At 63.4% G+C, this 26,722-nt stretch carries 23 protein-coding genes and 1 pseudogene; 7 read left to right on the top strand and 17 right to left on the bottom strand.

Annotated elements, in window-relative coordinates; translation table 11 throughout:
• Positions 1-152: 152 nt before the first annotated feature.
• Genes X743_RS161490 through X743_RS161505 form a run of 4 tightly spaced genes read left to right on the top strand, consistent with a single transcriptional unit; the run spans position 153 to position 3,935 of the window.
• Positions 153-1,286, top strand: a complete 1,134-nt coding sequence (locus tag X743_RS161490; protein WP_023764597.1) for an aminomethyltransferase family protein — start codon at positions 153-155, stop codon at positions 1,284-1,286.
• Positions 1,287-1,326: 40 nt separating this feature from the next.
• A complete protein-coding gene (locus tag X743_RS161495; protein ID WP_023764596.1) occupies positions 1,327-1,923 on the top strand; it encodes a dimethylamine monooxygenase subunit DmmA family protein in 597 nt (198 codons plus the stop codon).
• The gene (locus tag X743_RS161500) at positions 1,920-2,885 is read left to right on the top strand and encodes a PDR/VanB family oxidoreductase (protein ID WP_023764595.1); all 966 of its coding nucleotides are present in this window, start codon (positions 1,920-1,922) and stop codon (positions 2,883-2,885) included. The genes X743_RS161495 and X743_RS161500 overlap by 4 nt, the downstream gene beginning before the upstream one ends.
• Before the next feature lie 9 nt (positions 2,886-2,894).
• The gene (locus tag X743_RS161505; RefSeq protein WP_023764594.1) at positions 2,895-3,935 is read left to right on the top strand and encodes a DUF3445 domain-containing protein; all 1,041 of its coding nucleotides are present in this window, start codon (positions 2,895-2,897) and stop codon (positions 3,933-3,935) included.
• 122 nt (positions 3,936-4,057) lie between these two features.
• Here X743_RS161505 and X743_RS161510 read toward each other — a convergent pair whose 3' ends face one another.
• Positions 4,058-4,429 carry an endonuclease domain-containing protein gene (locus X743_RS161510; RefSeq protein ID WP_023764593.1) on the bottom strand — a complete coding sequence of 124 codons (372 nt, stop codon included), beginning with the start codon at positions 4,427-4,429 and terminating at the stop codon, positions 4,058-4,060.
• A 149-nt stretch (positions 4,430-4,578) separates the two neighbouring features.
• The gene (locus X743_RS161515) at positions 4,579-5,298 is read right to left on the bottom strand and encodes an XRE family transcriptional regulator (RefSeq protein ID WP_023764592.1); all 720 of its coding nucleotides are present in this window, start codon (positions 5,296-5,298) and stop codon (positions 4,579-4,581) included.
• 49 nt (positions 5,299-5,347) lie between these two features.
• Here X743_RS161515 and X743_RS1000000171950 point away from each other — a divergent pair, with 49 nt between their 5' ends.
• A complete protein-coding gene (locus X743_RS1000000171950) occupies positions 5,348-5,560 on the top strand; it encodes a hypothetical protein (protein WP_156934397.1) in 213 nt (70 codons plus the stop codon).
• Positions 5,557-6,915 (top strand): NAD(P)/FAD-dependent oxidoreductase, encoded by a 1,359-nt coding sequence (locus X743_RS161520; protein ID WP_023764591.1) that lies wholly within the window; start codon positions 5,557-5,559, stop codon positions 6,913-6,915. The genes X743_RS1000000171950 and X743_RS161520 overlap by 4 nt, the downstream gene beginning before the upstream one ends.
• Before the next feature lie 24 nt (positions 6,916-6,939).
• Here the strand turns inward: X743_RS161520 and X743_RS01000000168715 are convergent.
• The 7 genes and pseudogenes from X743_RS01000000168715 to X743_RS161550 all read right to left on the bottom strand — a co-directional run bounded on the left by X743_RS01000000168715 (position 6,940) and on the right by X743_RS161550 (position 15,305).
• Positions 6,940-7,313 (bottom strand): annotated as a pseudogene (locus X743_RS01000000168715) (GFA family protein).
• A gap of 38 nt (positions 7,314-7,351) precedes the next feature.
• On the bottom strand, positions 7,352-9,331 hold the full coding sequence (locus X743_RS161525; RefSeq protein WP_023764590.1) for an ABC transporter permease subunit: 1,980 nt from the start codon (positions 9,329-9,331) through the stop codon (positions 7,352-7,354).
• Positions 9,328-10,407: a glycine betaine/L-proline ABC transporter ATP-binding protein gene (locus X743_RS161530; RefSeq protein ID WP_023764589.1), complete on the bottom strand. Its 1,080-nt coding sequence runs from the start codon at positions 10,405-10,407 to the stop codon at positions 9,328-9,330. The genes X743_RS161525 and X743_RS161530 overlap by 4 nt, the downstream gene beginning before the upstream one ends.
• 75 nt (positions 10,408-10,482) lie before the next feature.
• Positions 10,483-11,457: an ABC transporter substrate-binding protein gene (locus X743_RS161535; RefSeq protein WP_023764588.1), complete on the bottom strand. Its 975-nt coding sequence runs from the start codon at positions 11,455-11,457 to the stop codon at positions 10,483-10,485.
• 447 nt (positions 11,458-11,904) lie between these two features.
• The gene (locus X743_RS161540; RefSeq protein ID WP_023764587.1) at positions 11,905-12,669 is read right to left on the bottom strand and encodes an SDR family oxidoreductase; all 765 of its coding nucleotides are present in this window, start codon (positions 12,667-12,669) and stop codon (positions 11,905-11,907) included.
• A gap of 90 nt (positions 12,670-12,759) precedes the next feature.
• Positions 12,760-13,557: a DUF427 domain-containing protein gene (locus tag X743_RS161545; protein WP_245264173.1), complete on the bottom strand. Its 798-nt coding sequence runs from the start codon at positions 13,555-13,557 to the stop codon at positions 12,760-12,762.
• 92 nt (positions 13,558-13,649) lie between these two features.
• Positions 13,650-15,305 carry an ABC transporter substrate-binding protein gene (locus X743_RS161550; protein WP_023764585.1) on the bottom strand — a complete coding sequence of 552 codons (1,656 nt, stop codon included), beginning with the start codon at positions 15,303-15,305 and terminating at the stop codon, positions 13,650-13,652.
• A gap of 116 nt (positions 15,306-15,421) precedes the next feature.
• Between X743_RS161550 and X743_RS161555 the strand changes: the two genes are divergently transcribed.
• A complete protein-coding gene (locus tag X743_RS161555; RefSeq protein WP_023764584.1) occupies positions 15,422-16,324 on the top strand; it encodes a LysR family transcriptional regulator in 903 nt (300 codons plus the stop codon).
• Between the two features lie 37 nt (positions 16,325-16,361).
• On the opposite strand, the gene X743_RS161560 is transcribed toward X743_RS161555, so the two are convergent.
• From X743_RS161560 to X743_RS161595, 8 genes are all read right to left on the bottom strand, one after another.
• Complete coding sequence (locus X743_RS161560; protein WP_023764583.1) at positions 16,362-18,419, bottom strand: ABC transporter ATP-binding protein; 2,058 nt, start codon at positions 18,417-18,419, stop codon at positions 16,362-16,364.
• Entirely contained in the window at positions 18,412-19,290 is an 879-nt protein-coding gene (locus tag X743_RS161565) for an ABC transporter permease (protein WP_023764582.1), read from the bottom strand. The genes X743_RS161560 and X743_RS161565 overlap by 8 nt, the downstream gene beginning before the upstream one ends.
• Entirely contained in the window at positions 19,287-20,240 is a 954-nt protein-coding gene (locus tag X743_RS161570) for an ABC transporter permease (protein WP_023764581.1), read from the bottom strand. Before X743_RS161570 ends, X743_RS161565 begins: the two co-directional genes overlap by 4 nt.
• Positions 20,241-20,311: 71 nt before the next feature.
• Positions 20,312-21,976, bottom strand: a complete 1,665-nt coding sequence (locus X743_RS161575; protein ID WP_023764580.1) for an ABC transporter substrate-binding protein — start codon at positions 21,974-21,976, stop codon at positions 20,312-20,314.
• Between the two features lie 262 nt (positions 21,977-22,238).
• Positions 22,239-23,423 (bottom strand): mandelate racemase/muconate lactonizing enzyme family protein, encoded by a 1,185-nt coding sequence (locus X743_RS161580; protein WP_023764579.1) that lies wholly within the window; start codon positions 23,421-23,423, stop codon positions 22,239-22,241.
• 1 nt (position 23,424) lies between these two features.
• Positions 23,425-24,531: a mandelate racemase/muconate lactonizing enzyme family protein gene (locus tag X743_RS161585; RefSeq protein WP_023764578.1), complete on the bottom strand. Its 1,107-nt coding sequence runs from the start codon at positions 24,529-24,531 to the stop codon at positions 23,425-23,427.
• A gap of 29 nt (positions 24,532-24,560) precedes the next feature.
• The gene (locus X743_RS161590) at positions 24,561-25,247 is read right to left on the bottom strand and encodes a GntR family transcriptional regulator (protein ID WP_023764577.1); all 687 of its coding nucleotides are present in this window, start codon (positions 25,245-25,247) and stop codon (positions 24,561-24,563) included.
• Positions 25,248-25,560: 313 nt separating this feature from the next.
• Positions 25,561-26,712, bottom strand: a complete 1,152-nt coding sequence (locus X743_RS161595; RefSeq protein WP_023764576.1) for an efflux RND transporter periplasmic adaptor subunit — start codon at positions 26,710-26,712, stop codon at positions 25,561-25,563.
• Between the last annotated feature and the right edge of the window lie 10 nt (positions 26,713-26,722).

Raw genomic sequence — 26,722 nt, 5'->3', positions numbered from 1 at the left:
TTGGTTGAGGCGATCGATTTTGCCTGACAATGAAATTATTTGCATTCAGGGGATTGCGGCTCTCTCGCGTTTGCGGTCAATATTCAACCCAAAGCTCCGGCCTCCGCGCCAAGGAGCAGGGAACAATGGATTTTTGAACGGAGGACGAGCGGATGACGGCATCCTGGAGATTTTCGACCCTGGCGGATCGCCATCGCGCGCTGGGTTCGAAGCTCGAAGACTGGAGCGGCATGGGGACCGCCTGGACCTACGACAAGGACGCCGACGAGGAATACATCGCCATCCGCACCAAGGCCGGGCTGATGGATGTGTCGGGCCTCAAGAAGGTCCACATCACCGGGCCGCACGCTTCGCATCTCATCGATCTCGCCACCACGCGCGATGTCGAAAAGATCTATCCCGGCAAATCGGCCTATGCCTGCATGCTGAACGAGGCGGGAAAATTCACCGACGACTGCATCCTCTACCGCACCGGGCCGAACGCCTGGATGGTGGTGCACGGCTCGGGCACCGGCCATGAGGAGTTGCAGCGCGCGGCGATGGGCAGGGACGTGTCGTTGCGCTTCGACGACAATCTGCATGATCTGTCGCTGCAGGGGCCGGCCGCGGTCGACTATCTCGCCAAGCATGTTCCGGGCATCCGCGATCTCAACTACTTCCATCACATGCAGACGCAGCTGTTCGGTTTTCCGGTGATGATTTCGCGCACCGGCTACACCGGCGAGCGCGGCTACGAGATCTTCTGCCGCGGCCAGGATGCGGGCACGATCTGGGACAGGATCCTCGACGAGGGCAAGAGCGCCGGCATCATTCCCTGCCGCTTCACCACGCTCGATATGCTGCGCGTCGAAAGTTATCTGCTCTTCTACCCCTACGACAATTCGCAAAAATACCCGTTCGAGAACGAAGGTCCCGGCGACACGCTGTGGGAACTCGGCCTCGACTTCACTGTCAGCCCCGGCAAGACTGGTTTCCGCGGCGCCGAGGAGCACTATCGCCTGAAGGGCAAGGAGCGCTTCAAGATCTATGGCGTGCTGCTCGACGGCAAGGAGCCGGCGGACGAAGGCGCGCCGGTCTACCGCGACGGCAAAAAGGTCGGCGTGGTGACCTGCGCCATGTATTCGCCGCTGGTCGAGAAATCGATGGGCATCGCCCGCCTTGACGTCGACTGCGCCGTCAAGGACACCAGGCTCGAGATCCGCAACAAGAGCGGATCGATCAAGGCGACGGCGCAGCCATTGCCGTTCGATGATCCGAAGAAAACCAAGCGCACGGCGAAAGGCTGAGGCACAATCAACAGCGAGGGGTTCGAGGCACGAAGACGTAATGGCAGCCAAAAGCATCATCAGCCGGCCGGTCTACGGAACGCTTTCTCCGCAGCCCGGCAAACACCATCTTTTCATCGCCGATGCCGAAGGTGCGCTCGCTATTTCAGACATGGCCGCAAGAGCCCCGGCCGGGTTTTTCGACGATGCCGAGATCGTCTTCATTCCCGGTCCCGATGGCAAGCATGTCAGCGCCCTTGAGACGCTGAGGCCCGCGCAGTTTCACCAGGCGCCGTCCTTCGCCAGCCTGCTGCCGAGGCTCAGGCATACCTTGGCCAACGCCCATATGGGCCTGCGCCTCTACCTCGCCGGCACCGAAGGCCTGATCGGCCAGGCGATGCAGGTGGCGCTGGAAGCCGGCATCGATCACACCTCGATGCAAACAGAACATCGCGGCTCGCTGGCACGGCGCATGCAGTGCGTCCATTGCAAGGGCATCACCGAGAACGTGACGACGCAGCCGGCCACCTGCGCGCATTGCGGCCTGCTGCTTCTGGTGCGCGATCATTATTCCCGGCGCCTCGCCGCCTTCCAGGGCGTCTGCATCAATGCCGAGGACCGCAGTGAAATTCCTCCGATCGAGGAGGCCTTCCCATGAGCACCGGCACCACCAAGCTCGATGTCGTCGTCAGCGATGTCGTCCCGATCAACGACCTCGTCACCCGTTTCCATTTCCGGCGGCGCGACGGTGAATTGCTGCCGACCTTCTCCGGCGGCGCCCATGTCGTGGTCGAGATGCGCGATGGCGAGCGCACAAGGCTCAATCCCTATTCGCTGATGGGCTCGCCGCTCGACACAAGCGAATACACGATCTCGGTGCGCCGCGACGATGTCGGCCGTGGCGGCTCGCTGTTCATGCACCGCAATGTCAGGCCCGGCCTGGAGATGGTGATCAGCTATCCCGTCAACTTGTTCTCGCTCGACCTCAGGGCGAAGAAACATCTGATGCTGGCCGGCGGCATCGGCATCACGCCCTTCATGGCGCAGACCGCGCAGCTGGCGGGGCAGGGCGGCAATTTCGAACTGCACTACACCTGCCGCACGGCCTCGCTCGGCACCTATGCCGATGTGCTGCGGCAGCGCTACGGTCGCAGGGTCCAGCTCTATCATGACGACCGCGAGGAGCGCATCGATCTCGACCGGCTCTTGTCCTCGCAGCCGCTCGGTACGCATCTCTACGTCTGTGGCCCGGCCGGCATGATAAACTGGGTGCGCGACCGCGCGGCAAGCCTGGGCTGGCCGTCGGAGACCGTGCATTTCGAGCATTTCGCTGCACCGCAGCCCGGGCTGCCTTTCGACGTGACTCTGGCCGTCAGCGGCAAGGCGATCCGGGTCGGCGAACAGCAGAGCCTGCTCGAGGCGATCGAGGCGGCCGGTGTCGATCCGCCCTATCTCTGCCGCGGTGGTGTCTGCGGCCAATGCGAAACCAATGTCATCTCATCCGATGGCAAGTTCATCCACAACGACCACTGGCTGAGCGAGGAAGACCACCGCTCCGGCTGCAAGATCATGCCGTGCGTGTCTCGCTTCGAGGGCCGGTCGCTGGTCTTGGAAAGATAGGAGGCGAAGATGGGCATCACCTTTCGCAAGGAAACGTTCCGCGACGACTTCACCTTCAAGAACAGCCCTGAGCACATCAGGCGGTTCCCGTTTCCGTTCCACGAAGACAGCTATATGTACGCAGTCAACATCGAGCCGCATGTCGTGGGTCCGAAGGGCAGCGTGCTGGAGAACCTGATCGACGTCGACGAGCACTATGTCGCCGAGATGCAGGACCGCGCCTTGGTGCTGGCCGAGGATCCGCTGCGCTGCCAATCGCTGCCGCACATGACGCTGGCCGGCTGGGACCTGCTGGAACTCCTGATGGAGCAGCAGGCGCTGGGCTATCCCGAACATTTCACGCTGACCCGCGATGGCGACCGCTGGCGCTGGATCAACCGGCCGCTCGGCATCGACGACACCTTCACCTTCGGCGACACCTCGACCTTGCCTTACGGACCGATGGAATACATCACCCGCCAGAGCCAGGGCGATTTCTGTATCCTCGACCAGCGCGACGGCAATCTGTGGATGGATGCCGGCATGGTTACCACCCAAGCCGACTGGTCGCTCGACTTCGACATCGGCATGAATTTCTTCGAGTGGCACGCGCCGGTGCCGCTGGCGCACGAGAAAGGGATATTCGTCAGGGCGCTGAAGTTCCTCACCAACATCCAGCAAGGCAAGCCGGCAAGGCGGCTGAACTGGACGATGACCATCAATCCGCGCCTCGACACCAGCCCGGAGAATTACCACAAATGGGGCCCGGACCGGGCGACGGTGACGCCGGAAAATGTCGGCGACAAGGTGCATCTGCGCGTCGAACTGCAGAGCTTCTGGCGCCTGCCACGCTCGAACGGCATCGTTTTCCCGATCCGCTGCTATCTGATCAAGATGGACGAGTTGGTGACACAGCCGAAATGGGCACGCCGCCTGCACCGCGTCATCCGCGACCTGCCCGATGAGCTTGCCAACTACAAAGGCCTGACGCGGTATAGGCCGACACTGGTGGAGTGGCTGTCGAAGCTTGATGATGGCCGTACGACGAGCCCGGGGTTTGGCCCGGAATGAATTACTGATGTCGGCGCTGCCCCAAAGCAGCCAATCTCCCCCCAAGAGGGGGAGATGCCCGGCAGGGCAGAGGGGGGCGCCGTAGAGCGCCGGCCCTGCCCAATGTCCCGCTTCCGCGATGCTCACGACGCGTCGCTTAGCCCAGCCACAATCACGACGTGCTGGCAGACATTGTCGATATCGCGAATGACATCGTCGTTCCAGAAGCGCAGGACCGTCCAGCCAAGCGCTTCAAACTTGGCGGTTCTTGCAGCGTCCGATTCCGACGTTTCCGCCTGGCCATGCTGGGACCCATCAAGCTCGATGATCAGCTTTTTATCCGGGCATGCAAAATCGGCGATATGGCCAGCGATAGGCATCTGGCGCCGAAACCCCAGTCCCATCAGCCTGTGTGCCCTGATCGCATTCCAAAGCTTGAGTTCGGCATCGGTCATCACCTTGCGCATCCTGCGTGCATTGCGGCGATTGTTGGCGGACACCAGATTATGCGTCATCGCGGTTCGCCCCCCTCTGTCCTGCCGGACATCTCCCCCTCAAGGGGGGAGATCGAATGCCACTTCGGCCTTCGCCAACCGCCAATGCTGCAAAAGAGACCGTCGCGAGCCGCCGATCCTCCCGGGACCATGGGAAGATCGAGCTCCGCTCAACCCGCGCTGTTCTGTGGATAACAAATAATCGACAAATACCGCATCGGCAGCTTCGTCAGCTGCTCCGGCCCATGCGGCGCGTCGGCATCGAAGAACAGGCTGTCGCCGGGCTTCATCGGGTAGAGGTTGCTGCCATGGCGGTAAACGACCTCGCCCTCCAGCATGTAGAGGAACTCCATGCCCTCGTGCTGGAAGGTCGGGAACACATCGGAATCCTCGGTCAGCGTGATCAGATAGGGCTCGACGACGACGCCGCTGGTGTTCGAGCCGATATGGCCGAGCAGATTGTACTGATGGCCGGCGCGGGTGCCGCGGCGCTCGACATCCAACCCCTGGCCGGCCTTGACGAAGACCGCACTGCGCTCTTCCTCGAAGCGGCGGAAGAAGGCAGTCACCGGAACGCCGAGCGCGCGTGACAGCGCCTGCAAGGTGGTCAATGACGGCGAGGTGATGCCGTTCTCGATCTTCGACAGCATGCCAAGTGAAATGTCGGTGGCGACCGCCAGATCGGCAACCGTGATGCCGAGCTTCTTGCGGAACGCCCGCACCTCGCGGCCGATCGCCACCTCAAGCACTTTCTCGCGGGTGTCGCGAATGGCATGCGGGTTTTGCGTCAGCGGCGCCCGGATGGCCTTGCCGTCCGCCGAAACCTTGGGCGACGGCTTTGCTTTTGCGGGTCCTGGACCGGCCTTGGAATCGGAAATTGTCTTCGCCATCTCGCCCCCCGAACCAGAAGATTTATTTCACTCAAGGTGAACATGTCAGGTGCCGATACAGGAGCGCAACCGCGACGGCAAGCCATCTTATGTCGCACGCGCCAGTCCGGCGATCGCGGCCGCCGCAGGTTTTTCGCCAGGAATCCATTGTGCGCAAATGCAGTTCCCGCAGATGTCTGTTGACAGCACCAAAGAGCCAATTACTGTCCTGTCAGTGAAATTTGTTTCGCTGGGGAAATCAAGAAGAGGAGGCCCGGAATGAACACTCGCGTTGCCGTCATCGGAGCCGGCCCGTCCGGTCTGGCCCAGCTCAGGGCCTTCAAATCGGCTGAAGACAAAGGCGCCGATATTCCCGAAATCGTCTGCTTCGAAAAGCAGTCCGACTGGGGCGGCCTGTGGAACTACACTTGGCGCACCGGCCTCGACGAGCATGGCGACCCGGTACACGGCTCGATGTACCGCTACCTCTGGTCGAACGGACCGAAGGAGTGCCTGGAGTTTGCCGACTACACTTTCGAGGAGCATTTCGGCCGGCCGATCGGCTCCTACCCGCCGCGTGCAGTGCTGTGGGACTACATCAAGGGCCGCGTCGAGAAGTCGGGCCTGCGCAAATGGGTGCGCTTCAACAGCCCGGTGCGCATGGTGACTTTTTCGGAAGAGACGAAGAAATTCACCGTCACCGCGCATGACCGCACCAACGACGTCACCTATTCGGAGGAGTTCGACAATGTCGTCGTCGCCTCCGGGCATTTCTCGGTGCCCAACGTGCCGTATTTCGAAGGCTTCTCGACCTTCAACGGCCGCATCCTGCATAGCCACGATTTCCGCGACGCGATGGAGTTCAAGGGCAAGGACATCCTGATCATCGGCCGTTCCTATTCGGCCGAGGACATCGGTTCGCAATGCTACAAATATGGGGCCAAATCGATCACCTCCAGCTACCGCTCCAAGCCGATGGGCTTCAAATGGCCGGAGAACTGGAAGGAGGTGCCGCTCTTACAGAAGGTCGTCGGCAAGACCGCACATTTCAAGGACGGCTCGACCAAGGATGTCGACGCCATCATCCTGTGCACCGGCTACCTGCATTCCTTCCCCTTCCTGACCGACGATCTGAAGCTCAAGACCGCCAACCGCATGTGGCCGCTCGACCTCTATGAAGGCGTCGTCTGGGAGAAGAACCCGCAACTCTCCTACATCGGCATGCAGGACCAGTTCTACACCTTCAACATGTTCGACGCGCAGGCCTGGTTCGCCCGCGATGTCATCATGGGCCGCATCAAGCTGCCGTCGGCCGAGGCGATGGCCGAACACGGCGCCAAATGGCGGGCGCGAGAGGAGACGCTCGAAGACGCCGAGCAGATGATCTGGTTCCAGGGCGACTACACCAGGGAGCTGATGGACCAGACCGATTATCCGGGCTTTGACGTCGAGGCGGTCAACCAGACCTTCATGGAATGGGAGCACCACAAGGCGGAGAATATCATGGGCTTCCGCGACCACGCCTACCGCTCGCTGATGACCGGCACCATGGCGCCGCTGCACCATACGCCTTGGCTGCAGGCGCTGGACGATTCGATGGAGAGCTATCTCGAGGTGAAAGGCGTCGCGGCCGAGTAGTGGCCCAGGAGGCGGGCTTTGGCGTCAGTCTGGCACCACGACCCAGCCGTGGCGGCGCTTGTCGTAGACTGACTTTGTCGGCGCCGGGAAGGACGGATCGGCGAAACAGCCGACGGCCACGGCGACCGCCTCCGGTTTTCGTGACGGATACCAGAACACGGTGGACCCGCACGTTCCGCAGAAATGAAAGCTGATCGCAAAGCCGCTGTCGGAATCGCGTTGGAATGTCTTCGATGGGCCCCGGATCTCGGTCGCGGCGGCGTCGAAGAAGGCCGCGATGCCGGGCTGCCGGTCCGCCGCTGACAGTCGAGGCAATGGCAAAGCGACACCATGGTCGGCTCTTGCGGGCAATGTATCTGCAATTGTCCGCAGGTGCAGCTGGCTACCCTGCTGGTCATTCTCTTCTCTCCTTTTTGGTGGTATCGGCGGTTGAGTTTTACCCCAGCCTTGCGCGCGCCTTCGCCGTCCACGCATTGAACAGCCGGTCGGCGACGATGCCGATGAAGGCGATGGCGAGGCCGGCGACGATGCCGCGGCCGGAATCGGCCTTCGACAGCGCGATGAACACCTCCTGGCCGAGGTCGCGGGTGCCGACCATGGCGCAGATGATGATCATCGCCAGCGCCATCAGGATCGTCTGGTTGACGCCGAGCATGATTTCGGGAAGCGCCAGCGGCAATTGCACACGGAAAAAAGTCTGGCGCGGCGTGCAGCCCGAAACCTTGGCCGCCTCGATCAGCGCCGGCGGTACCTGCCTGATGCCGTGATTGGTGTAGCGGATGGCCGGCACCACGGCGAAGGCGATCGTTGCAATCATCGCGGTGACGTCGCCGACGCGGAACAGCATCACCACCGGAATGATGAAGCAGAAGGACGGCAGCACCTGCAGCGTGTCGATGATGGGTGTGACGATCTTCTCGAAGCGGTCGCTGCGCGCGGCCATCAGACCGATCGGAATGCCGATCAGGCAGGCGATGAAGGCTGAGATACCGCAAAGATAGACCGTTGCCATGGTCTTCTCCCACAGGCCGGTGACGGCGCAGAAAGCGGTCAGTCCGGCGACCAGGGCAGCCAGGCGCAAGCCTGAGAGCTGATAGCCGGCAAGGCCGAGCAGCAACACCGCGCCCAGCCATGGAAAGCCTTCGCAGAAGGCGCGCACCGGGTTCAGCACATTGAGGATCAGCGCCACGCGGAACGCTTCGATCGTGTCGAAGAAATTGATGGTGACCCAGTTCACCGCCGCTTTCCACAACGGCGCGGTGGTGAAGGTGATCGCCTTCGGCACCACCGCGAAGGCCGGCACGAACAGGCCGATCAGCGTGGTGACGGCAAGGATGGCGATCGCCAGCGTCAGATTGGGGTAGCGCCGCCAGAAGCTCGGTATCGCCTCTTGGTGGACATTGCCCTTCGCTTGCTTGTGGGCGATGGCCTGGCTCAGCCGGTCGAGCGCGATGGCCAGCGCGACAATGGCCAGACCGGCTTCCATCGCCTCGCCGACCTTCAGCGCGCGCAACGCCAGGAGCACGTCGTAGCCAAGGCCGCCGGCGCCGATCATCGAGGCGATGATCACCATGTTGAGGGCCAGCATGATCACCTGGTTGACGCCGACCATCAGCGTCGGCCGCGCCGAGGGCAACAGCACGCGCCACAGTTTCTGCCGCGCCGTGCAACCGGCCATCTCGCTGAAATCGTCGATCTCGGACGGCACCCGCGACAGGCCCAGCATCGTCGCCCGCACCATCGGCGGCGTGGCGAAGATAGCGGTGGCGATCATCGCCGATACAGGGCTGTTGCCGAACAAAAGCAACATCGGGATGAGATAGGCGAAGGTCGGGATCGTCTGCATCAGGTCGAGGGCAGGGGAGACCACAAGCCTCTCGGCCCACGGCTTGCGCCACGCCCAGATGCCTGCGAACAGGCCGGTGACGATGCAGAACGGCACGGCGATGGAAATCAGCGCCAGCGTCAGCATGGCGCTGGTCCATTGGCCGAACAGCGCGATGTAGAGAAAGCAGCCGCCGACCAGCAGGCCGAGTTTTCTGCCGCCGGCGGCATGCCCGGCGATGAAGGCGGCAGCACACACGCCAATCCAGGATAGCCGCGGCAGGACGTAGGCGTCCGCGCCATGGCCGATCTTGAAACTCTTGGCGAGGAGATTGAGCGCGAAGTCGAGCGGCACGCCGAGCACGGCGGTGATCGAGCGGGTCAGCCACGACAGGTTCGACTTGATCCAGCGCATCAGAGCGCTGACCCAGTCGGCGGCCGGTACGATGGCGCTGGCCGGGTAATTCACCGCCCAGGGCAGGCTATCCTGCAGCAGGAACAGCACCAGCACGGCGGCCAGCGCGAGCGCCCAGATCGCCAGCCACAGCTGAACCGGCGGCCTTGCCTCGCTGGCGCTTGTCGTGACGGTCATCCGCCGACCCCGGAACGCTCGATGCCGGCCAGCAGCTCGATCACCGCTTGCGGCGTCACTTCGCCGATCGGCTTGCCGGTGCCGTTGACCACCGCGAACGGCTTGCCGGAGGACACGATGTCGGCCGAGAAGCTGGCGATCTTGGCCTCCGGCGCAACCGAGCCCCCGTGCTCCGAACCATCGCAGGCGCGCATCAGGCCGCGGGCCGAAATCACCTTGGCACGGTCGACGTCGCGCGTGAACTCGGCGACATAGTCGGTGGCCGGATTGACCACCAGCTCCTCCGGCGTGCCGATCTGGATGACCTCGCCGTCCTTCATGATGGCGATGCGGTCGGCCAGCCGGATCGCTTCGTCGAAATCATGGGTGATGAAGACGATGGTCTTGTGCAGCATGGTCTGCAGCCGCATCAGCTCATCCTGCATCTCGCGGCGGATCAGCGGATCGAGTGCGGAGAACGGCTCGTCGAGGAACCAGATTTCCGGTTTTGTCGAGAGACTCCGGGCGATGCCCACACGCTGCTGCTGGCCGCCGGAAAGCTCGCGCGGATAGAAATGCTCGCGGCCGCGCAGGCCGACGAGCTCGATCACCTCGCGCGCCCGCACCTCGCGCGTTGCCCGGTCCTGCCCCTGGATGCTCAAGGGAAAGGCGATGTTGTCGAGCACGTTGAGATGCGGCAGCAGCGCGAAATTCTGGAACACCATGCCCATGCGATGGCGCCTGAGCTCGATGAGGGCCGCGTCGGAAATCTTGAGCAGGTCCTTGCCCTCGAATTCGACCTTGCCATGGGTCGGCTCGACCAGCCTCGACATGCAGCGCACCAGCGTCGATTTGCCGGAGCCCGACAAGCCCATGATGATGAAGATCTCGCCCTGGCGGATTTCGAGATCGACGGCGCGCACGGCGCCGACCAATCCGGCGGCAGTGACGTCGGCCATGCTGGCTTTGCCGTCGCGCTCGCGGATGAAATTGGCCGCGTTCGCCCCGAACAGTTTCCAGACATTGCGGCAGGCAAGTTTGACCGGGCGGCCATCCGTACCCGGTTGAACCGCCTGCTGTTCAGTCCCGTCCGTCATCCAATCGTCCTTCTGGAACATCGACCATGAAGACCCGGCCGATCGGACGGCCGGGTCTTCTTCCAGTCGGAACGGTCACTGCGCCCAGGCTTTCCAATCTGCCTCATGGGCCGCGATCCAGGCGGCGGCGACATCTTCGGGCGTCTTGCCGCCGAGGTCGATCTCGCCGCTCATCTTGTTGAGCTCGTCGGTGTCGACCGTGTAGGCCTTGGCCACCTTGTAGGCGACCGGCCATTTGTCCTTCATGCCGGACCAGGAGTATTTCCAGATTTCGCCATGCGGCTTGCCGCAATCATATTTGGCGTCCGGGTTCACGCCCCATTTCGGGTCGTTGTAGCATTCGGGCGTGTATTCGGGGAATTGCACCCACTCGCCCTTGTACTTGGCCGGTGCCCAATGTGGCGAATAGATCCACAGCATGATCGGCGCCTTGCGCTGATAGGCTGAATCCAGTTCCGCGAACATCGCCGCATCGGTGCCGGCATGGATGACGGTGAAGGGCAGCTTCAACGCCTCGACGCGTTCGTCGTCAAAGCCTTCCCAGGTCACCGGGCCGCCGACATAACGGCCCTTCGGCGCGGTCTCTGCCGTCGAGAAGGCTTCGGCGCATTTCGGGTCCTTCAGCGCTTCCCAGTTGGGCAGGCCGGGGCATTTCTCCTTCATGTATTCGGGGAACCACCACTCTTCCTTGGCCTTCGGACCGAGCTTGCCGAGCCGTTCGGTCTGGCCGGTCGCATCGGAGGCCTTCATGGCTTCGCCGGCGGTCGTGTCCCAGAACTCCAGGCCGACATCGAGGTCGCCATTGGTGAGGCCGGTGGTGAGGCTGGAGAGGTAGTCGGCGGTCGGATATTCGACGGTGTAGCCGAGCTTTTCGAGAATGCCGCCAAGGATCTTGGCGTTGAGGTTGACGCTGGTCCAGTCGAACAGCGCGATCTTGATCGGGTCGTTGGATTCCGGTGCCGCGGCTTTGGCGGAAGGCGTCAGCAGGCTCAGCGTCGCCAGCGCCACGGCGCCCAGCGATAGTTTCGAAATTCTACTGCGAGATGACATGCTCGTTCTCCTTCAAGCTGTGACGGTTATCGTTCGTTCCCTTCTTGCGTCTTTTTCTGCCGTTCTGGGTCTTTCCCTGATTGTGTTGGAAAGACCTGTCGTTGCGCAAGGCCGTTGCCGCTCTGACGCGGCCAAAGCCGGCGCAGGCGAGATTGTGCTGAATTGGGGGTGATGAAATATGCCGGGAGGGTCAGCGTCATGGCTGCCGACGGATCGCTGCGGGAGCGATCACCCGCGGATCAATTGCCACTCCTGCGGCGCCCTGCACGGTGCAAGCCATCAAGGTCCCATGATCTCGGCTGTCGGCGCGGCAAGCCCCTTCTCGCCACGGCCGTTTCATAGGATGAAATTATATATACCAACGTTCATCGCGCGCAACGACTAAGGCTTAGCGAGATGCATAAATTCAGACTGCAGGCGAAGACCGACCTGACCGCCGGGCATTTCCTACCAGCAGACGTAGCCGCCATCGACGATCAGGTCGAGGCCGGTGACGAAGCTCGACGCGCGACTGGCCAGGAACACTGTCGGCCCGACCATTTCCTCTGGTGTCGCCATTCGACCCATGGGCGTGTCCCGCTTGAAGATCTTGATCTCTTCAGCGACCTCCGGCCGTTTGTTCATGGGCGTCAGCGTGTAGCCCGGGCTGACGGCATTGACGCGCAGGCCGCGATCAGCCCACTCCATGGCGAGGCTCTTCGACATGTGGATGACGGCGGCTTTCGAGGAATTGTAGTGTGCCTGCGTCAGCCCGCGATTGATGATGGTGCCCGACATCGAGGCGATGTTGATGATCGACCCCTTGCGCCGCGTCAGCATCTTGCGCGCCTCGGCCTGGCAGGACAGGAACACGCCGGCGACATTGACCTCGTGCACCTTCCGCCACGTCTCCAGCGACAATGTTTCGGCAGGTTCAGAACCGGCAATGCCGGCATTGTTGACCGCGACCGTCAGCGCACCGAGTTCGGCCTCGGCACGATCGATCGCCACCGCGAGGTCGCTCTCCGATGTCACTGTGCCGGTCAATACCAGCGCCCTGCGGCCAAGTGCGGTGATCCGCTGCGCTGTTTCGTCCAGCCCGCCCTTCGACGCATGACCGAAGCAGGCGACGTCGGCGCCTGCCTCGGCCAATCCGATCGCGATTGCCTGGCCAATGCCGCTGCCCGCGCCCGTAACCAGCGCGACATCGCCGTCCAGCTTGAAAAGATCCATCATACCCTCCCTGTCTCAGGGAAGGTATGCGTTGCACCATGCTTCGATCAAGCGTCCTGTGGGCCCAAGCGGATTGCCAGTTCGCGAGGCTCAGAAATATCCGTCCGAAGCGGCCGTGGCCTCCTTCGGGATTTCGACGCCGTCGACCAGGATCTTGTCGACCAGTTCGTGGTGAAAGCAGACCAGCCCCTTGATGCGTTCGGCCTCGTGCACCGGCTCCGGATAATACCAGACCATGTTCTCGTGCCGCTTCTTTGGTGTCGTCACGTGATAATAGTTGGAGAGGCCCTTGTAAGGGCAGCGCGAGATGTAGCGGCTGGGCGCGAACATATCGAGCCGCGTGTCGGAGATCGGCAGGTAGTGGCGCACCGGATGGCCGGTCTCGAACAGGAACACGCCACGGCGTGAATCGGCGACCTGTTCGCCGTCGAGGATGACCTGCACCCGCCGCGAGGAGGGCAGGCAGTCGACGCGGCGGAACGGATCGCGGGCGTGCACGAAGATCTCCTCGTCTTCCTCATACCAATGCGTCATCTTGGGCCAGTAGAAGGACATGTAATCCGAGAGCAGCGGCGATCCCTTGACCGGGTCGAGGTAGCGCCAGGCGGCATCCTCGACCAGGGTGATCCCGGTATTGAGGGAATAATGCGTGGCGACACCCTTGAACGGGCTCTCGGTTGTCGTCGCGCTCGGCAGCAGGAACTCCTCGCGCACGTCGCTCATCGGGAAGTAGTAGACCGGCAAATGGTCGCTCTCGTAAAGCACCAGCGCCTTGGTCGTGTCGGCGACGATCATTGATCCGACCTGCACCCGCAGTCGCTTCTGCATCGGCATGGTGAAGGCGACGTAGCCCGGCTCGAACTCATACTGCACGATGGTGTCGAGCAAGGGGAAATGCGGTCCGCGACCGCGCAAATGAGGCTTGCGAATGGTAGTCTCCCGTCTTCTTGTCTTGGCGGCCGCGCGGTTGGACACGGGGCTCAGCCTATGGATACTCGATCGAGCAGCAGCCCGGCGGCAATCGGCGGCAGGCCGCTGACATTCTTGCGCACCGGCACCAGCAGGTCGGGGAAGTAGCTGAAGATCACCGGCGTCTCGTCGAGCAGCAGCTTCTGGATGTCGGATGCCGCCGCGCGCTGTGCGCCGATGTCGAGCGCCTTCAGGTAACTGGTGACCATGCCGTCATAGGCCGGGCTCTTGAAATGCGCCGCGTTCCACGGGCCGTCGCTGACCAGCGGGCTCTTCAGGAACACATTCGGCACGCTGCGATGCGCGTAGTCGGTGATCCCCAGCGGGCTGTCCAGCCAGTCCGATTGGCCGAACACCGCCTTGCCGTAATATTTGTCCTGGTCCTCGATGTTGAGCGCGATGCGGGCGCCGATCTCCTTGGCGAAGTTCTGGAACAGCTGCGCGTAGCCCGGAATGTCGGAATAGCGCAGCGTCGTCAGCGTGACGTCGAAACCGCCAGCGAGCCCCGCCGCCTCCATGAGCTGCTTGGCCTTGGCGATGTCCTGGACACGCTGCGGCACAGATTTGTCTGTCGCGGGGAAGGCCGGCGCGAACGGGCTGTCATTGCCGGTCGCCGCCATGCCGCGGCATAGGCCGTCGACCAGCTTGGAACGGTCGATGCTGAGCGCCAGCGCCTGGCGCACGCGCTTGTCGGTGAACGGGCCGGTGTCGCAGCGCATGTGGAGCTGGCGATGCGCGGTCGAGGCGACACGCAGCACGGTGATGTCGGGACTGTTCAGCACGACCTGGCTGACATCGAGCGGCACCGCATCGAGGATGTCGACCTCGCCGGCCTGAAGCGCCAGGATGCGCGGCTGTACGTCGCCGTAGAATTTGAACTCGAGCCGGTCGGGCAGCGCCTTCTCGCCCCAATAATCGGGGTTGCGCACGAATGTCGCGCCGACCTTCGGCGTGTAGCTCTCCAGCCGGAACGGTCCGGTGCCTTCAAAGGTCTTCTCGTAGTCGCCCTTGTAGCTCGCCGGCAAGATGACGGCGTTGTAATTGTCGATCGACACCGAATAAGGAAAGCTGCCGTTCGGCGCGTCGAGATGGAAGGCGACGGTGTGGTCGTCGACCTTCCGCGTGCCGCCCTTCGACAGCAGGCCCTTGAACACCGAAAGCGCGTTCGAGGCACCATTGGGATCGGCCAGCCGGTCGAAGGTCGCCACGACGTCGTCGGCCTTGAAGTCCTCGCCATTGTGGAATTTCACGCCCTTGCGCAGCTTGAAGGTCCACACGCTGCCGTCTTCGTTCGGCGACCAGCTTTCCGCCAGCACCGGCTTCAAGGTGAGATCCGGCTGCGTGATGCAGAGAAATTCGGCGGTCTGGAAAACCAGTTGGTAGCTGCCGCTGTCATAGTAGGTGACGGGATCGATGGCGCCGCCGGGCGTGGCGACGCCGGCGCGCACCGTGCCGCCCGGCTTGCCCTCGGCGCGGGCTTTCTGCGTGCCGAGGCCGACAGCGGCGACAAGGCTGCCCAGGAACGGCAGGGAAAGGCCGAGAACGCTGCCATGGCGCAGGAAATCGCGTCGGTCGAGCCTGCCCGCCAGCAATTCGTCAACAGCGGAATTTTCGATTGCTGTCAGGTTTTTGCGAGCGGCGTCGATCGTCATGAAATGCTTCGGCATGGCTGCATTCCTCGCTTGCCCTTGGGGGATCGGCCATTTAGGTCATTGTTGACCGCAGCCGGAAAGCGATATTTTTTGATGGGGTCCATCGAAATTTTCGATGCAGGAGCAAAGCCATGGATACCGAAAACCTGCGCAGTTTCCTGGAGGTTGCCGAACATGGCAGCTTCACCGTCGCCGCCAATCGGCTGAACCTCGCCCAGTCGACCGTCAGCGCGCGGATCAGGGGGCTGGAGGAGCAGTTGGGGCGGCGGCTTTTCGTGCGTGATCGCGATGGTGTCACGCTGACGCCGGCCGGCCGGCAGTTCCTGCCGCATGCCTCCTCCATCACCCGAACCTGGGAGCAATCGAGGCAGGACATTGCCGTTCCCGATGGTTACGAGACATTGCTGCGGCTGACCGCCCCCGCCTATCTGTGGGATTTGATCACCTCGCCATGGGTCGAGTGGATGCGCGCCAGGCAGCCCAATGTGGCGCTGCGGCTCGAGGGCAGTTTTCCGGATCTGGCGATCGACCAGCTGGCGGAAGGACTGCTCGACATCTGCATCCTCTATTTGCCCCGGCCGCATCCCGGCATCATCTATGAGACACTGGCCGTCGATCAGGTCGTGCTGGTCCAGCATGCCGCGCAGACGAAGCCGTGGACCGAGAACTACATCCTGATGGACTGGGGCTTGGAATTCCGCATCGAGCACGACCACGCCTTCGCAGGCATGGTCAAGCCCGCCATTTCGGCCGGGCTGGTCTTCATCGGCCTGCAGCATGTGCTGTCGCGGCGAGCGGCGGCCTATCTGCCGCTCAGTGCTGTCAGCGGTCATATCGAACGCGGCGAGATGCGGCGCATCGACAACACGCCGGTGTTCCAGCGGCCGATTTACCTTGCTTATCCCTCCAACCCGGTCTCCTCGGATGTCCTGGATGTCGCGTTGACCGGGCTGCGCTCGCTGGCCAAGGACTGGACCAGCGATCAGGGTTTCTCGGAAGGCGACCGCTCCTTCAGCATGGCCGGCCGGATGTGACCGGCTAGGCAAATGCGATCCCCCACGTGACGCCTTGCTATGCCGGCTCGGTCACCGGCGCCTTCTGCAGCCTCGTCAGCTCCGCAAAGGGAATGTGGCATCGGATGGAATGCCCGGGCTGTGCTTCGGCGAGCGGCGGCTCCTGCTCCTCGCAGATCGGGCCGATCTTGCGCGGGCAGCGCGTGTGGAAGACGCAGCCCGAGGGCGGATTGGTGGCGCTGGGGATTTCGCCGTCGAGGCGAATGCGAGCCGGCTCCGTCTGGTCCAGTTTTGGAACCGCCGACAGCAGCGCCTCGGTATAGGGATGATGCGGCCCGGAGAACACTTCTTCCGATGGCCCGAGCTCCATGATGCGGCCGAGATAGAGCACGGCGATCTTGTCGGAGAGGTAACGCACCACGCCAAGGTCGTGCGAGATGAAGATGTAGCTGACGTCTTCCTTCGATTGCAGGTCGGCGAGCAGGTTGAGGATGGCCGCCTGCACCGACACATCGAGCGCCGAGGTCGGCTCGTCGCACACCACGATGCGTGGATCGCCGGCGAAGGCGCGCGCGATGGCGACGCGCTGCTTCAGGCCGCCCGAAAGCTGGCGCGGCTTGACCGCCAGATGCCGCTCGGTCAGCCGCACCGAACGGACGAGCTCGTTGAGACGCGCCTCCAGCGCCTTGCCGCTCAAGCCCGCCAGCCGCTTCAGCGCCCGGCCGATCAGGTGGCGGATCGAATGCGAGCGATTGAGTGCCGAATCCGGGTTCTGGAAGACGATCTGCATCGCCTTGACCTCGTCATCGCCGCGGTTCTCCAGCCGTGGCGCCAGCACCTTGCCCTCGAGCTCGATGGTGCCGCCGTCGTCGGGTGGCACAAGGCCAAGCAGCAGCCTGGCGAAGGTGGTCTTGCCGCTGCCGGATTCGCCGACCAGCCCGAGCGTTTCGCCTGGACGAAGATCGAGCGAGACGTCCTTGACGGCGCGCAAGGCATGGCCATGGCTGGCATAGGTCTTGTTCAGCCCAGTGACGCGCAGCACGGGGGCTGCCGCCGGCTTTGGCGCGCTCGCAACATCGCTCGGCGTGGCGCGCGGCAGGGATTGTGCCTTGTCATGATGGAAGCAACGCGACAGGCGCTTGCCTCGTTCGTCGCTCAGATCATAGAGCGGCGGCAATTCGGTGCGGCAGCGGTCGTCGGCGAGCGCGCAGCGGTCGGCGAAGGCACAGCCCTTGATCTCGGCGCCAATGCCCGGCAGGAAGCCTGGAATGGTGTCGAGCCGGCCCTGGTCCTTGCGCTGCCCGCCGCGCGGCAGGCAGCGCAAGAGCGCCACCGTATAGGGGTGGCGTGGATCGTTGAACACAATTTCGGTCGGTCCTTCCTCCACCAGCATGCCGGCGTAGAGAACGCCGACACGGTCGCACATGTTGGAGACGACGGCGAGGTTGTGGCTGATGAACAGGATCGACGCCGACAGCTCCTGCCGGAGCTGCGCGATCAGGTCGAGCACCTCGGCCTCGACCGTCGCATCGAGGCCGGTGGTCGGCTCATCGAGGATCAGCATCGAGGGGTCGTTGGCCAGCGCCATGGCGATCGCCACGCGCTGCTGCATTCCGCCGGACAGCTGGTGTGGGTAACGCTGCATGACGCTCGTCGGATCGGAGATGCGCACCCGGTTGAGCATGGCGACGGCGCGATCGGTGGCTGCCTGGCCGGTGATGCCGCCAAGCTCGAAGATCTCGGTCAGCTGGCGGCCGATGCGGATCGACGGGTTCAGCGCCTTGCCGGGGTCCTGATAGACCATCGAGACGCTTTCGGCGCGAGCGCGCCGCAGGGCCTCGCCGTCGAGCTTCATCACGTTCCGGCCGTCGAGCGAAATCGCGCCGCCGGTGATCGAACCATTCCTTGGCAAATAGCGCACGACGGTGAGCGCCACGGTGGATTTGCCGCAGCCGGATTCGCCGACCAGCCCATAGGCCTCGCCCTGGCCGATGTTGAGGCTGAGATTGCGCAGCACCGCGCGGTTGCGGCCGGCGACCCGGTAGGCGACCGACAGGTCGTGCAGTTCGAGGGCGTTCTCCGCCTTTGTGTATTGGACCTTGGCGGGGTCAGTCATTGAAGGCTCCATGAACGCCGTCGGCGGCCAGGTTGACGCCGATCACCAGCGAGGCGATGGCCAGTGCATCGAACAGCACCGTCCACCAGAAGCCGCCGCCGATCATGCCGTAATTGCTGGAGATCGAGAGCCCCCAGTCGGGAGATGGCGGCTGGATGCCGAAACCCATGAAGGAGAGCGTGGCGACCGCGAAGATGGCATAGCCGAGCCGCACGGTGGTCTCGACCAGGATCGGCGGGATGACGTTGGGCAGGATCTCGACGAACATTGTATGCAGCGCACTCTCGTGCCTGAGCTGGGCGGCCGCGACATAGTCGAGTTCGCGCTCCGCCAGCACCGCCGAGCGCACGGTGCGCGCGATGATCGGCGCGAAGCTCAGCCCGATGACGACGATGACGGTGGTCTTGGAGGTGCCGAGCGCGACAATGGCGAGCAGCGCCACGATGACCACGGGAATGGCCATGAAGGCTTCGAGGATGCGGCTGACCACATCGTCGACAATGCCGCGGAAATAGCCGGTGAGCAGACCGAGCGCGGTGCCGGCTATCGTCGCCAGCAAGGTGGCCAGCGGGGCGACGGTCAGGATGTCGCGCGAGCCGACGATGACGCGCGAAAAGACATCGCGGCCGATCTGGTCGGTGCCGAACCAATGTTCGGATGAAGGCGGCGCCAGCGCGTTGATGATGTCGTCGGCAAGCGGATCGTAGGGTGCGAAATGTTCGCCAAACAGCGCGCAGGCGACCCAGAACATGACGATGGCGAACCCAACGAGGAACGTCCGCGAGCGCAGCAGGGAGAAAAAGACCTCCGCCACCGGGCCGCGCCGGCGCGTATCGTCTTGTGCGGAAGAGGTGGTCGGGACGACGCTCATTGATCTGACCCCAGCCGGATGCGTGGATTGAGCACGGAATAGAGGAAGTCGGCGATCAATGTGGCCACCGCATAGACGATGCCGATGGTGAGGATGCCGGATTCCAGCATCGGGAAATCCTTGCCGCGCGCGGCGGTGAAGATCAGCGAGCCGATGCCCTGGTAGCGAAACAGCGTCTCGATCACCACCAGGCCGCCGATGAGATAGCCGGTTTGCGTTGCAATGACGGTAATGGTCGGCAGCAGCGCATTGCGCAGCACATGGCGCCAGATCACCGTGCGCCAAGGCAGGCCCTTGAGCACCGCCGTTCGCGTATAGTCGGAATCCAGCGCCTCGATCATGCCGGAGCGCGCCATGCGGGCGATATAACCGAACAGCACCAGGAACAGCGGCAATGACGGTAGGATCAGGTAGTAGAGCTGGGTGAAGAAGCCGGCATCCTTCGGCCATGCCGCCGAGATCGGCAGCCAGCGCAGCCAGACGCCGAAGATCAGGATCAGGATGATGCCGGTGACGAACTCCGGCAGCACCGTCACCGAGAGGCCGCCTAGGCTGATGATCCGGTCGAGCGGGCGGTTGAGGTTGAGCGCGGCCACCACCCCGCCCAGAATGCCGATCGGCACCACCAGCACGAAGGCGACCGCCGCCAGCTTCATCGAATTGCCCAGCGCATCGATGACGAACGGCGCCACTGGCGAGCGGAAGATGTAGGACGTGCCCATGTCGCCTCGGATAAAGTTCCAGATCCAGGTCGCATATTGGGTGAGCAGCGGGCGATCGACGCCAAGCGTGTGATTAAGCGCGTCGACCGCGCGCTGGTCGGCGAATGGCCCCAATATGGCGCGTCCGACATTGCCGGGCAGAACCTGGCCACCCAGGAACACCATGATGCTGAGCAGGAACAGCGTCACCAGCGACAGCGAGACACGCCGGGCAAAGAAGGAGAGAATGGCTATGACTCCTTGTGGCGCCAGCCCCCTTGCAGGAGCTGGCTGTCAGACGATTGGCTTTCCCTTGCCGGTCAGGCCTTCGATGCCTTCTCGAGGAACAGCTGCGACATGGCGGTCGGCTGCACGCCGGCCACACCCTTCGCCGTCGCCGTCAGGTAGTCGTAGAAATAGCCGAAGATGACCGGCGTTTCCTCGAGCAGCAGCTTCTGGATCTTGCCGGCATCGGCCTTCTGCGCTTCCAGATCGAGCGCGGCGATATAGCTGGTCGCCAGCGCGTCGTAGTCCTTGTTCTTGAAATGCGCTGCGTTCCAGGTGCCGTCGCTCTTCAGCGGTGCGGCGAGATAGACATTGGGCACGCCGCGATGACCGTAATCGGTGATGCCCATGACCGAATCCAGCCAGTTCGATTTGCCGAACACCGCGTCGCCATAATAGCCGCTCTGGTCGAGGATGTTGAGCTCGAGCTCGATGCCGATCTCCTTGACCCAGTTCTGGATGAGCTGGGCATATTCGGGGATTTCGAGATAGCGCTCGGTGGTCAGCGTGATCTTGAAGCCCTTGCCGGCACCGGCGGCTTCCATCAGCTGCTTGGCCTGCGCGATGTCTTGCTTGCGCTGCGGCACGCTCGTATCGGTTGACGGATAGACCGATGCGAACGGGCTGTCATTGCCAGCGACGGCGCGACCCTTCATGAGACCCGCGACCAGCTTGTCGCGGTCCATGCTGAGCGCAATGGCGCGGCGCACGCGGGCATCCTTCAGCGGGCCGTCGTCGCAGCGCAGATGCAGTTGCTGATGGGCTGAAGACTTCAGGCTGATGATGTCGACGCTCGGATCGTTGAGCAGGGCGACGCCGGCAAGCACCGGCATCTGGTTGATGATGTCGACCTGGCCGCCTTGCAGCGCCAGGATCATCGGCTGCACGTCGGTGAAGAAGGTGAACTCGGTGCGCTCCGGCAGCGCCTTCTCGCCCCAGTAATTGTCATTGCGGACAAAGGACGCGCCGACCTTCGGCGTGTATTTCTCGACCTTGAACGGGCCGGTGCCGTCGAAGCTCTTCTCGTAGTCGCCCTTGTAGTCAGCCGGAATGATGACGGCGTTGTAATTGTCGGACGACAGCATGTAGGGGAAGTTGCCGTTCGGCGCGTCGAGGTGGAATTCCACCGTGTAGTCGTCGACCTTCTTGCTGGCGCCCTTCGACAGGATGCCGGTGAACACCGACAGCGCGTTGGACGAATTGGCCGGATCGGCGAGTCGGTCGATGCTCGCCACCACGTCCTCGGCCTTCATCTCGCCGCCTGAGTGGAATTTTACGCCCTTGCGCAGCTTGAACGTCCACACCGAGCCGTTGTCGTTCGGCTTCCAGCTTTCGGCCAGTGCCGGCTTGAGCACGAGGTCGGGGCCGTCCACGCAGAGGAATTCGGCAACCTGCTGCATGATTAGCAGGCCGCCGGCGTCGGCGATGGTGACCGGGTCGATGGCCGCTGCCGGCACGCTGCTGGCGACGCGGATGGTGGCGCCGGGAGCGCCCTGGGCGCGGGCGAGCGACGGCATGCCACTGAGGCCGGCGGCCGTGGTGATGCCGCCCAGAAGCGGCAGCGACAGGCCGAGCAGGCTGCCATGGCGGATGAAGTCGCGGCGGCTGACGCGGCCGTCGACAAGACCATCGATCAGGTGATTTTCAAGCGGCGAGCGGTTGCGCCGGATCAGGTCGAGAATGCGGTAGTTCTTGCTCATGGGTTTAACCCTTTCCCCTGTTTCTTATGGCTGAAGAATGCATTTCCAGTTGACGAAATTCCGTGGAGTTCTCCTGTCCAGGTCGTCAATGATGTCAGTCGACGGAACTGTAGCACGCGGTTTTCCTTGGTCCATCCGATCCTCGCGGCGGAGGGGTCAGATTTTCTTGAGGCGATGCTTCCACCGTCCGGTCTTGCCGTCTTGACACGATCGCGGCGACGAACCGTTGTTCTTGAACACGCCTCCTTTCGTCCTCGTTCTCCTAGTTCAGCGGCAAACGGCGGTATGTCCCGGGCGCAGCCGGGTCGTGATATTTGTTGCAGGGGCCGTTCTCGGTGAAATCGCGTTGGCAGGCCGCGAGGTTTTCCCGCGACAAGGTGACGCCGAGACCGGGGCCTTCCGGCACGCGCACGACATTGTTCTTCGGCGAAAACGGCCCTTCCTCGGTGATATCGGTCGGCTGCATGCGAAACAGCGACTGGTTCGGCTCCCGGATCCAGCCCAGCGCTGCGCACAGATGCAGGTAGGCGGCGCTGCCGATGCCGCTGTCGCCGCTGTAGCACCAGAAATCGATGCCGGCGTGCTCGCAGGCGCCGACGAAGCGCAGCATGCGGCCGATGCCGCCATGGGCGGTCGGGTTGCCGACGAAGGCGTCAGGCACCTTGAGGTCCATGGCGCGCGCGATGTCGATGTTGTGGGTCGAGAACGGGATCGAGCAATGGCGCCGCAGCTCCCGCATCTCCTCGATCGTGGCCACCGGATCTTCCCAGTTGCGCACGCCGAGATCCTCCAGCGGCCGCGCCAGGCGCCGCGCGGTGCTGAGCGAATAGGCCTGGTTGGAATCGATGCGGATCATCGCGTCGTCGCCAAGCTTCCTGCGGATCAGCTCGACCATTCTCAGCGAGACCTTTGGGTCTTGCGTCGAGAATTTGCCTTCGAAGAAGGTCGTTCCATAGGTCTCGTGCAACTCGACGCAATAGTCGGCGACTTCCTCCGGCGTCGTTTCGCCTTTCACCTCCGGCCCGTCGCCGCGCAGCGAAAAATAGTCGGTGAACGGGATGTCCTTGCGCACGGCGCCGCCAAGCAACTGGTAGAGCGGCTGGTTCCACGCCTTGCCGCGCAGATCCCAGAACGCCATCTCGATGGCGCCGAACGCCATGATGCGGGTGCGGTCGTTGATCGACTGCACCCCGGTCCAGAAGGGAAGGCAGACATGCTCGGCGCCGGCGATGTCGAAGGCGTCGCGGCCGACCAGGCGTTGTGCCAGGACATCATTGATGATTGCGGCGGCCGCCGGCGTCGGCGCCTCGCCGAGGCCGATCAGCCCGTCCTCGGTTTCGACCTCGACGATGGTCTGCGAAAACCCGTCGAGCTCGCCGAACACCCAGCCGTAGGGGGCTTCGAGGCGCAGATTGATCGGCGTGGCCCTGATGCCGCGGATTTTCATCTTAGCGGCCGACTTCGAAGAACGGTGCGCCAAGCAGGTCGGGGACGACATCGATGCCGAGGCCCGGTCCGTCCGGAATGCCCATGCGGCTGCCCGTGACCGGCGGCATGTTCGAAGCCGTGCGCACCGTCACCCACTCATGGAAGGCGATAGCGTGCAGACGGCGCTCTTCCGGCGTCGACAAAGACAGGTGCGCCATGGCGGCTGTGTCGATCTCGGCACCGCCGGTGTCCTCGACCGTGATCATGAAGCCGAGGTCGACGGCGACGTCGCGGATCAGGCGCGTCTTCGTCACGCCGCCGAGCCGCGAGATCTTCAACGTCAGCCCATCGGCCGCGCCCCGGTGATGGATCTCCAGCATTTCCTCGAGCGAGGTGACGGATTCGTCGAGCACCATCGGCTTGTCGAGCATGCGGCGCACCGACATGTTCTCGTCGATCGTCGTGCAGGGCTGCTCGAACGTATAGTCGATGGCGCGCGTGGCATCGGCGAACTGGCGCGCCTGGTAGGGCGTCCAGCCGGCATTGGCGTCACAGAAGATGACCGTGCCTTTTGGCACTGAGGCGGCGACCGCGGTGACGCGCTCGATGTCGTCATGGACATTGCCGCCGACCTTGACCTGCAGCCGGTGGAAGCCACCCTTGACGATCCGCTTGGCCAGTGCCGCCATGGCGTCGACGCTGCCATGGGTGACGACTTTGTAGAGTTCCGCCGTGTCGCTCTCCTTGCCGCCCAGCAGCGTGACCAACGGCACGTCGGCGGCGCGCCCGGCGAGATCCCAGCAGGCCATGTCGAGCGCCGACTTGATGTAGGGATGGCCCTTGAACACCGTGTCCATCAGCCGGCCGATGCTGGCCAGCCCACGCGGGTCGTGGCCGATGAGGTGCGGCGCGATTTCAGGCACGCCCGCGCGCGCTCCCATCGGAAACGCGGGCGAGTAAAAATTGCCGAGCGGCGCCATCTCGCCCCAGCCGGTCAAGCCGTTGTCGGCGGTGATGGCGACAATCACCGCGTCGAAGGCGTCGGCCTCACGCCCCTTGGACATGCGGTAGGGCCCGTCCACGAAGGGCTGTATGACGTGATAGGCTTTGACGGTTTGGATCTGCACGTATCTGTCCGCTGGCTGGAATGTCTGGATCAGGCGCCCGGGCGCTTTTCGAGGCCGCGCGCGTAGGAGAGCAGCTCTTCGAAGTCGAGGTCGATATGTTCGCGGGCATGACGCTGGGCAGCGCGCATGTCGGTGCCCTTCATCAGTTGCACGTAGGTCTCATGGACGTCTTCGGCCGGCACCGGCTCCTTGCGGGCCTGCTGGTGCAGCGCGAAATACATCTGCAACCGGCTGATCAGCCGCTGCCAGGTTTCCAGCAGCACCGAATTGTCGGCCCACTCGTAGATCAGGCCATGCAGTTGCAGCGCCGTTTCGATCTGCCTTGTGGTGTCTAGGTCGCGTGTCGCCTGCTTCACCGCTTCATGGCGGCGGTCGAGCTCGTCGAAGAAACGCTGGTCGCGCTGTGGCCATGTCTGTTCGATCGCGAACTCGTCCAGCACCTTGTTGAGTGAATAGGCGTCGTCGATGTCCTTGGCGGTGACGTCGATGACGAAGGTGCCGGCATAGGGAATGCTGGTCAGGATGCCTTCCTGCACCAACTCGCGCATCGCCTCGCGCAATGGCGCGCGGCTGACCCGCATCTGTTCGGAGATCCTGAGCTCGTTGAGCTTCTGGCCGGGCTCCAACTGGCCGGTCAGGATCGCGCGCCTGAGCAGCGCCACGATTTCGGCGCGGCGCGTCGTGTCGGCAATCGGACTGAAATCCGTCTTCCCCATCCGGCCCCTCCAGCGAGAACAGAAGGCAAGACAATCAGATTGTCGACAATCTAACAAGACGCCATTTTCGGATTTTTCATTTTCGCCAGGCAACCGGTCCGTGATGCGGGGCGCAGGCCGATCTGGACGCAGGCCGCCTGATCGCACTGTCGCCGGTCTCGGCGCGCCTCGGTCACTCCTATTGCGCTTTCATGCCCTCGGCCAAGGCCGATCGCGCCGACGTGGCCGCTCTTGTCGGCCTGCTCGTGAAAACGGCGCCCGCGACCTGAGAAAAGGTCGAGGGCGCCGCGCGGAAACCGGGCCTGCGGGGGTGTCAGGTAGCCGGTTTCTGTGGCAGTGGCGAGATCGGCATTCCAGGTCCGATCTTCTGCAGATTGCCTGTTATCACCTGGTCGCCTTCGGAGACGCCGCTCAGGATGGCCACCAGGTCGCCGCTGGTCGGCCCGAGCGAGACCAGCCGCTGGTCGACCGTGTTGCCCTTGCCGACGACGTAGAGATATTTGCCGAGCTGGCTCGAACCCAGCGCCGTCTGCGGCACCATCAGCGCGTCGGGCTGCTGCTTGATATGCAGTCGCACGCGGACATATTGGCCAGGCTTGAGCGTGAACTTGGCGTTGCCGATCGTGGCGCGCGCGGTGATGGTGCCGGTCGAGTGGTCGACCGTGTTGTCGATGAAGGTGAGTTCGCCCTTCTGGCTGGTCTCGGTCTCGCCCGGAAGCAGCACCTCGACTTCGATCGGGCCGGCCGCGCGGGCCTGTTCGATCTCGGTCAGGTCCGTCTCGCTCGGATTGAAGGTGACGTAGATCGGGTCGAGCTGCACCAGCGTGTTGAGCACCGTGCCGGCGACGCTGACCAGCGTCCCGACCGAGGCCTGGTTGCGGCCCAGGCGCCCGTTGAACGGCGCGTGGATTTGCGAGTAGCTGAGGTTGAGTTGCGCCGTGCGCACCGCCGCCTGATTGAGCGCTAGCGACGCTTGTGCCTCGCGCAAGGTGCTGGTGCGCTGGTCGAAGCTGTCCTTGGCCAGATAGCCACTCTTGGCAAGTTCGCTACCACGTCCGAGATTGGATCGTGCATAGTCGAGCGTCGCCGTGTCGCGCTGGACCTGGGCTTGCGCCTGGTCGAGAGCGGCCTGGAAGTCGTCGGGCGAGATCTTGTAGAGAAGGTCGCCCTGCCGGACATCGGCGCCGTCTTGCGCCGTCTGTTCCTGCAGGTAGCCAGGCACACGCGCCTGCAGCGTGATGCTGCGGATCGGTTCGATCCGCGCGGCATAGTCGAGGTAGATCGGGATCGTCTTCTTGACGACGCTCGCCACCGGCACCGGCATGACGAACGCCGCCGGGGCTGGCGCCGCTCCGGCCGTGCCGGCATTGAGGCTCAAATTGCCCATGTCGAGCAGGTGAACGCTCGCCACCGAGATCGCGCCCAGCGCGACAGCCGTTCCCAAAGCGATTTTCCATTTACGCATGATCAGTCTC

This window comes from Mesorhizobium sp. LNHC232B00, assembly GCF_000502435.1.
GTDB lineage: Bacteria > Pseudomonadota > Alphaproteobacteria > Rhizobiales > Rhizobiaceae > Mesorhizobium > Mesorhizobium opportunistum.
This window is presented reverse-complemented; position numbering and strand designations above follow the sequence as displayed.

Bases quoted from the DNA above. Each gene is read 5' to 3' on its own strand.
- X743_RS161490 (WP_023764597.1), top strand. From the start codon at position 153: ATGACGGCATCCTGGAGATTTTCGACCCTGGCGGATCGCCATCGCGCG.
- X743_RS161495 (WP_023764596.1), top strand. From the start codon at position 1,327: ATGGCAGCCAAAAGCATCATCAGCCGGCCGGTCTACGGAACGCTTTCT.
- X743_RS161500 (WP_023764595.1), top strand. From the start codon at position 1,920: ATGAGCACCGGCACCACCAAGCTCGATGTCGTCGTCAGCGATGTCGTC.
- X743_RS161505 (WP_023764594.1), top strand. From the start codon at position 2,895: ATGGGCATCACCTTTCGCAAGGAAACGTTCCGCGACGACTTCACCTTC.
- X743_RS161510 (WP_023764593.1), bottom strand. From the start codon at position 4,429: ATGACGCATAATCTGGTGTCCGCCAACAATCGCCGCAATGCACGCAGG.
- X743_RS161515 (WP_023764592.1), bottom strand. From the start codon at position 5,298: ATGGCGAAGACAATTTCCGATTCCAAGGCCGGTCCAGGACCCGCAAAA.
- X743_RS161520 (WP_023764591.1), top strand. From the start codon at position 5,557: ATGAACACTCGCGTTGCCGTCATCGGAGCCGGCCCGTCCGGTCTGGCC.
- X743_RS161525 (WP_023764590.1), bottom strand. From the start codon at position 9,331: ATGACCGTCACGACAAGCGCCAGCGAGGCAAGGCCGCCGGTTCAGCTG.
- X743_RS161530 (WP_023764589.1), bottom strand. From the start codon at position 10,407: ATGACGGACGGGACTGAACAGCAGGCGGTTCAACCGGGTACGGATGGC.
- X743_RS161535 (WP_023764588.1), bottom strand. From the start codon at position 11,457: ATGTCATCTCGCAGTAGAATTTCGAAACTATCGCTGGGCGCCGTGGCG.
- X743_RS161540 (WP_023764587.1), bottom strand. From the start codon at position 12,669: ATGGATCTTTTCAAGCTGGACGGCGATGTCGCGCTGGTTACGGGCGCG.
- X743_RS161550 (WP_023764585.1), bottom strand. From the start codon at position 15,305: ATGCCGAAGCATTTCATGACGATCGACGCCGCTCGCAAAAACCTGACA.
- X743_RS161555 (WP_023764584.1), top strand. From the start codon at position 15,422: ATGGATACCGAAAACCTGCGCAGTTTCCTGGAGGTTGCCGAACATGGC.
- X743_RS161560 (WP_023764583.1), bottom strand. From the start codon at position 18,419: ATGACTGACCCCGCCAAGGTCCAATACACAAAGGCGGAGAACGCCCTC.
- X743_RS161565 (WP_023764582.1), bottom strand. From the start codon at position 19,290: ATGAGCGTCGTCCCGACCACCTCTTCCGCACAAGACGATACGCGCCGG.
- X743_RS161575 (WP_023764580.1), bottom strand. From the start codon at position 21,976: ATGAGCAAGAACTACCGCATTCTCGACCTGATCCGGCGCAACCGCTCG.
- X743_RS161580 (WP_023764579.1), bottom strand. From the start codon at position 23,423: ATGAAAATCCGCGGCATCAGGGCCACGCCGATCAATCTGCGCCTCGAA.
- X743_RS161590 (WP_023764577.1), bottom strand. From the start codon at position 25,247: ATGGGGAAGACGGATTTCAGTCCGATTGCCGACACGACGCGCCGCGCC.
- X743_RS161595 (WP_023764576.1), bottom strand. From the start codon at position 26,712: ATGCGTAAATGGAAAATCGCTTTGGGAACGGCTGTCGCGCTGGGCGCG.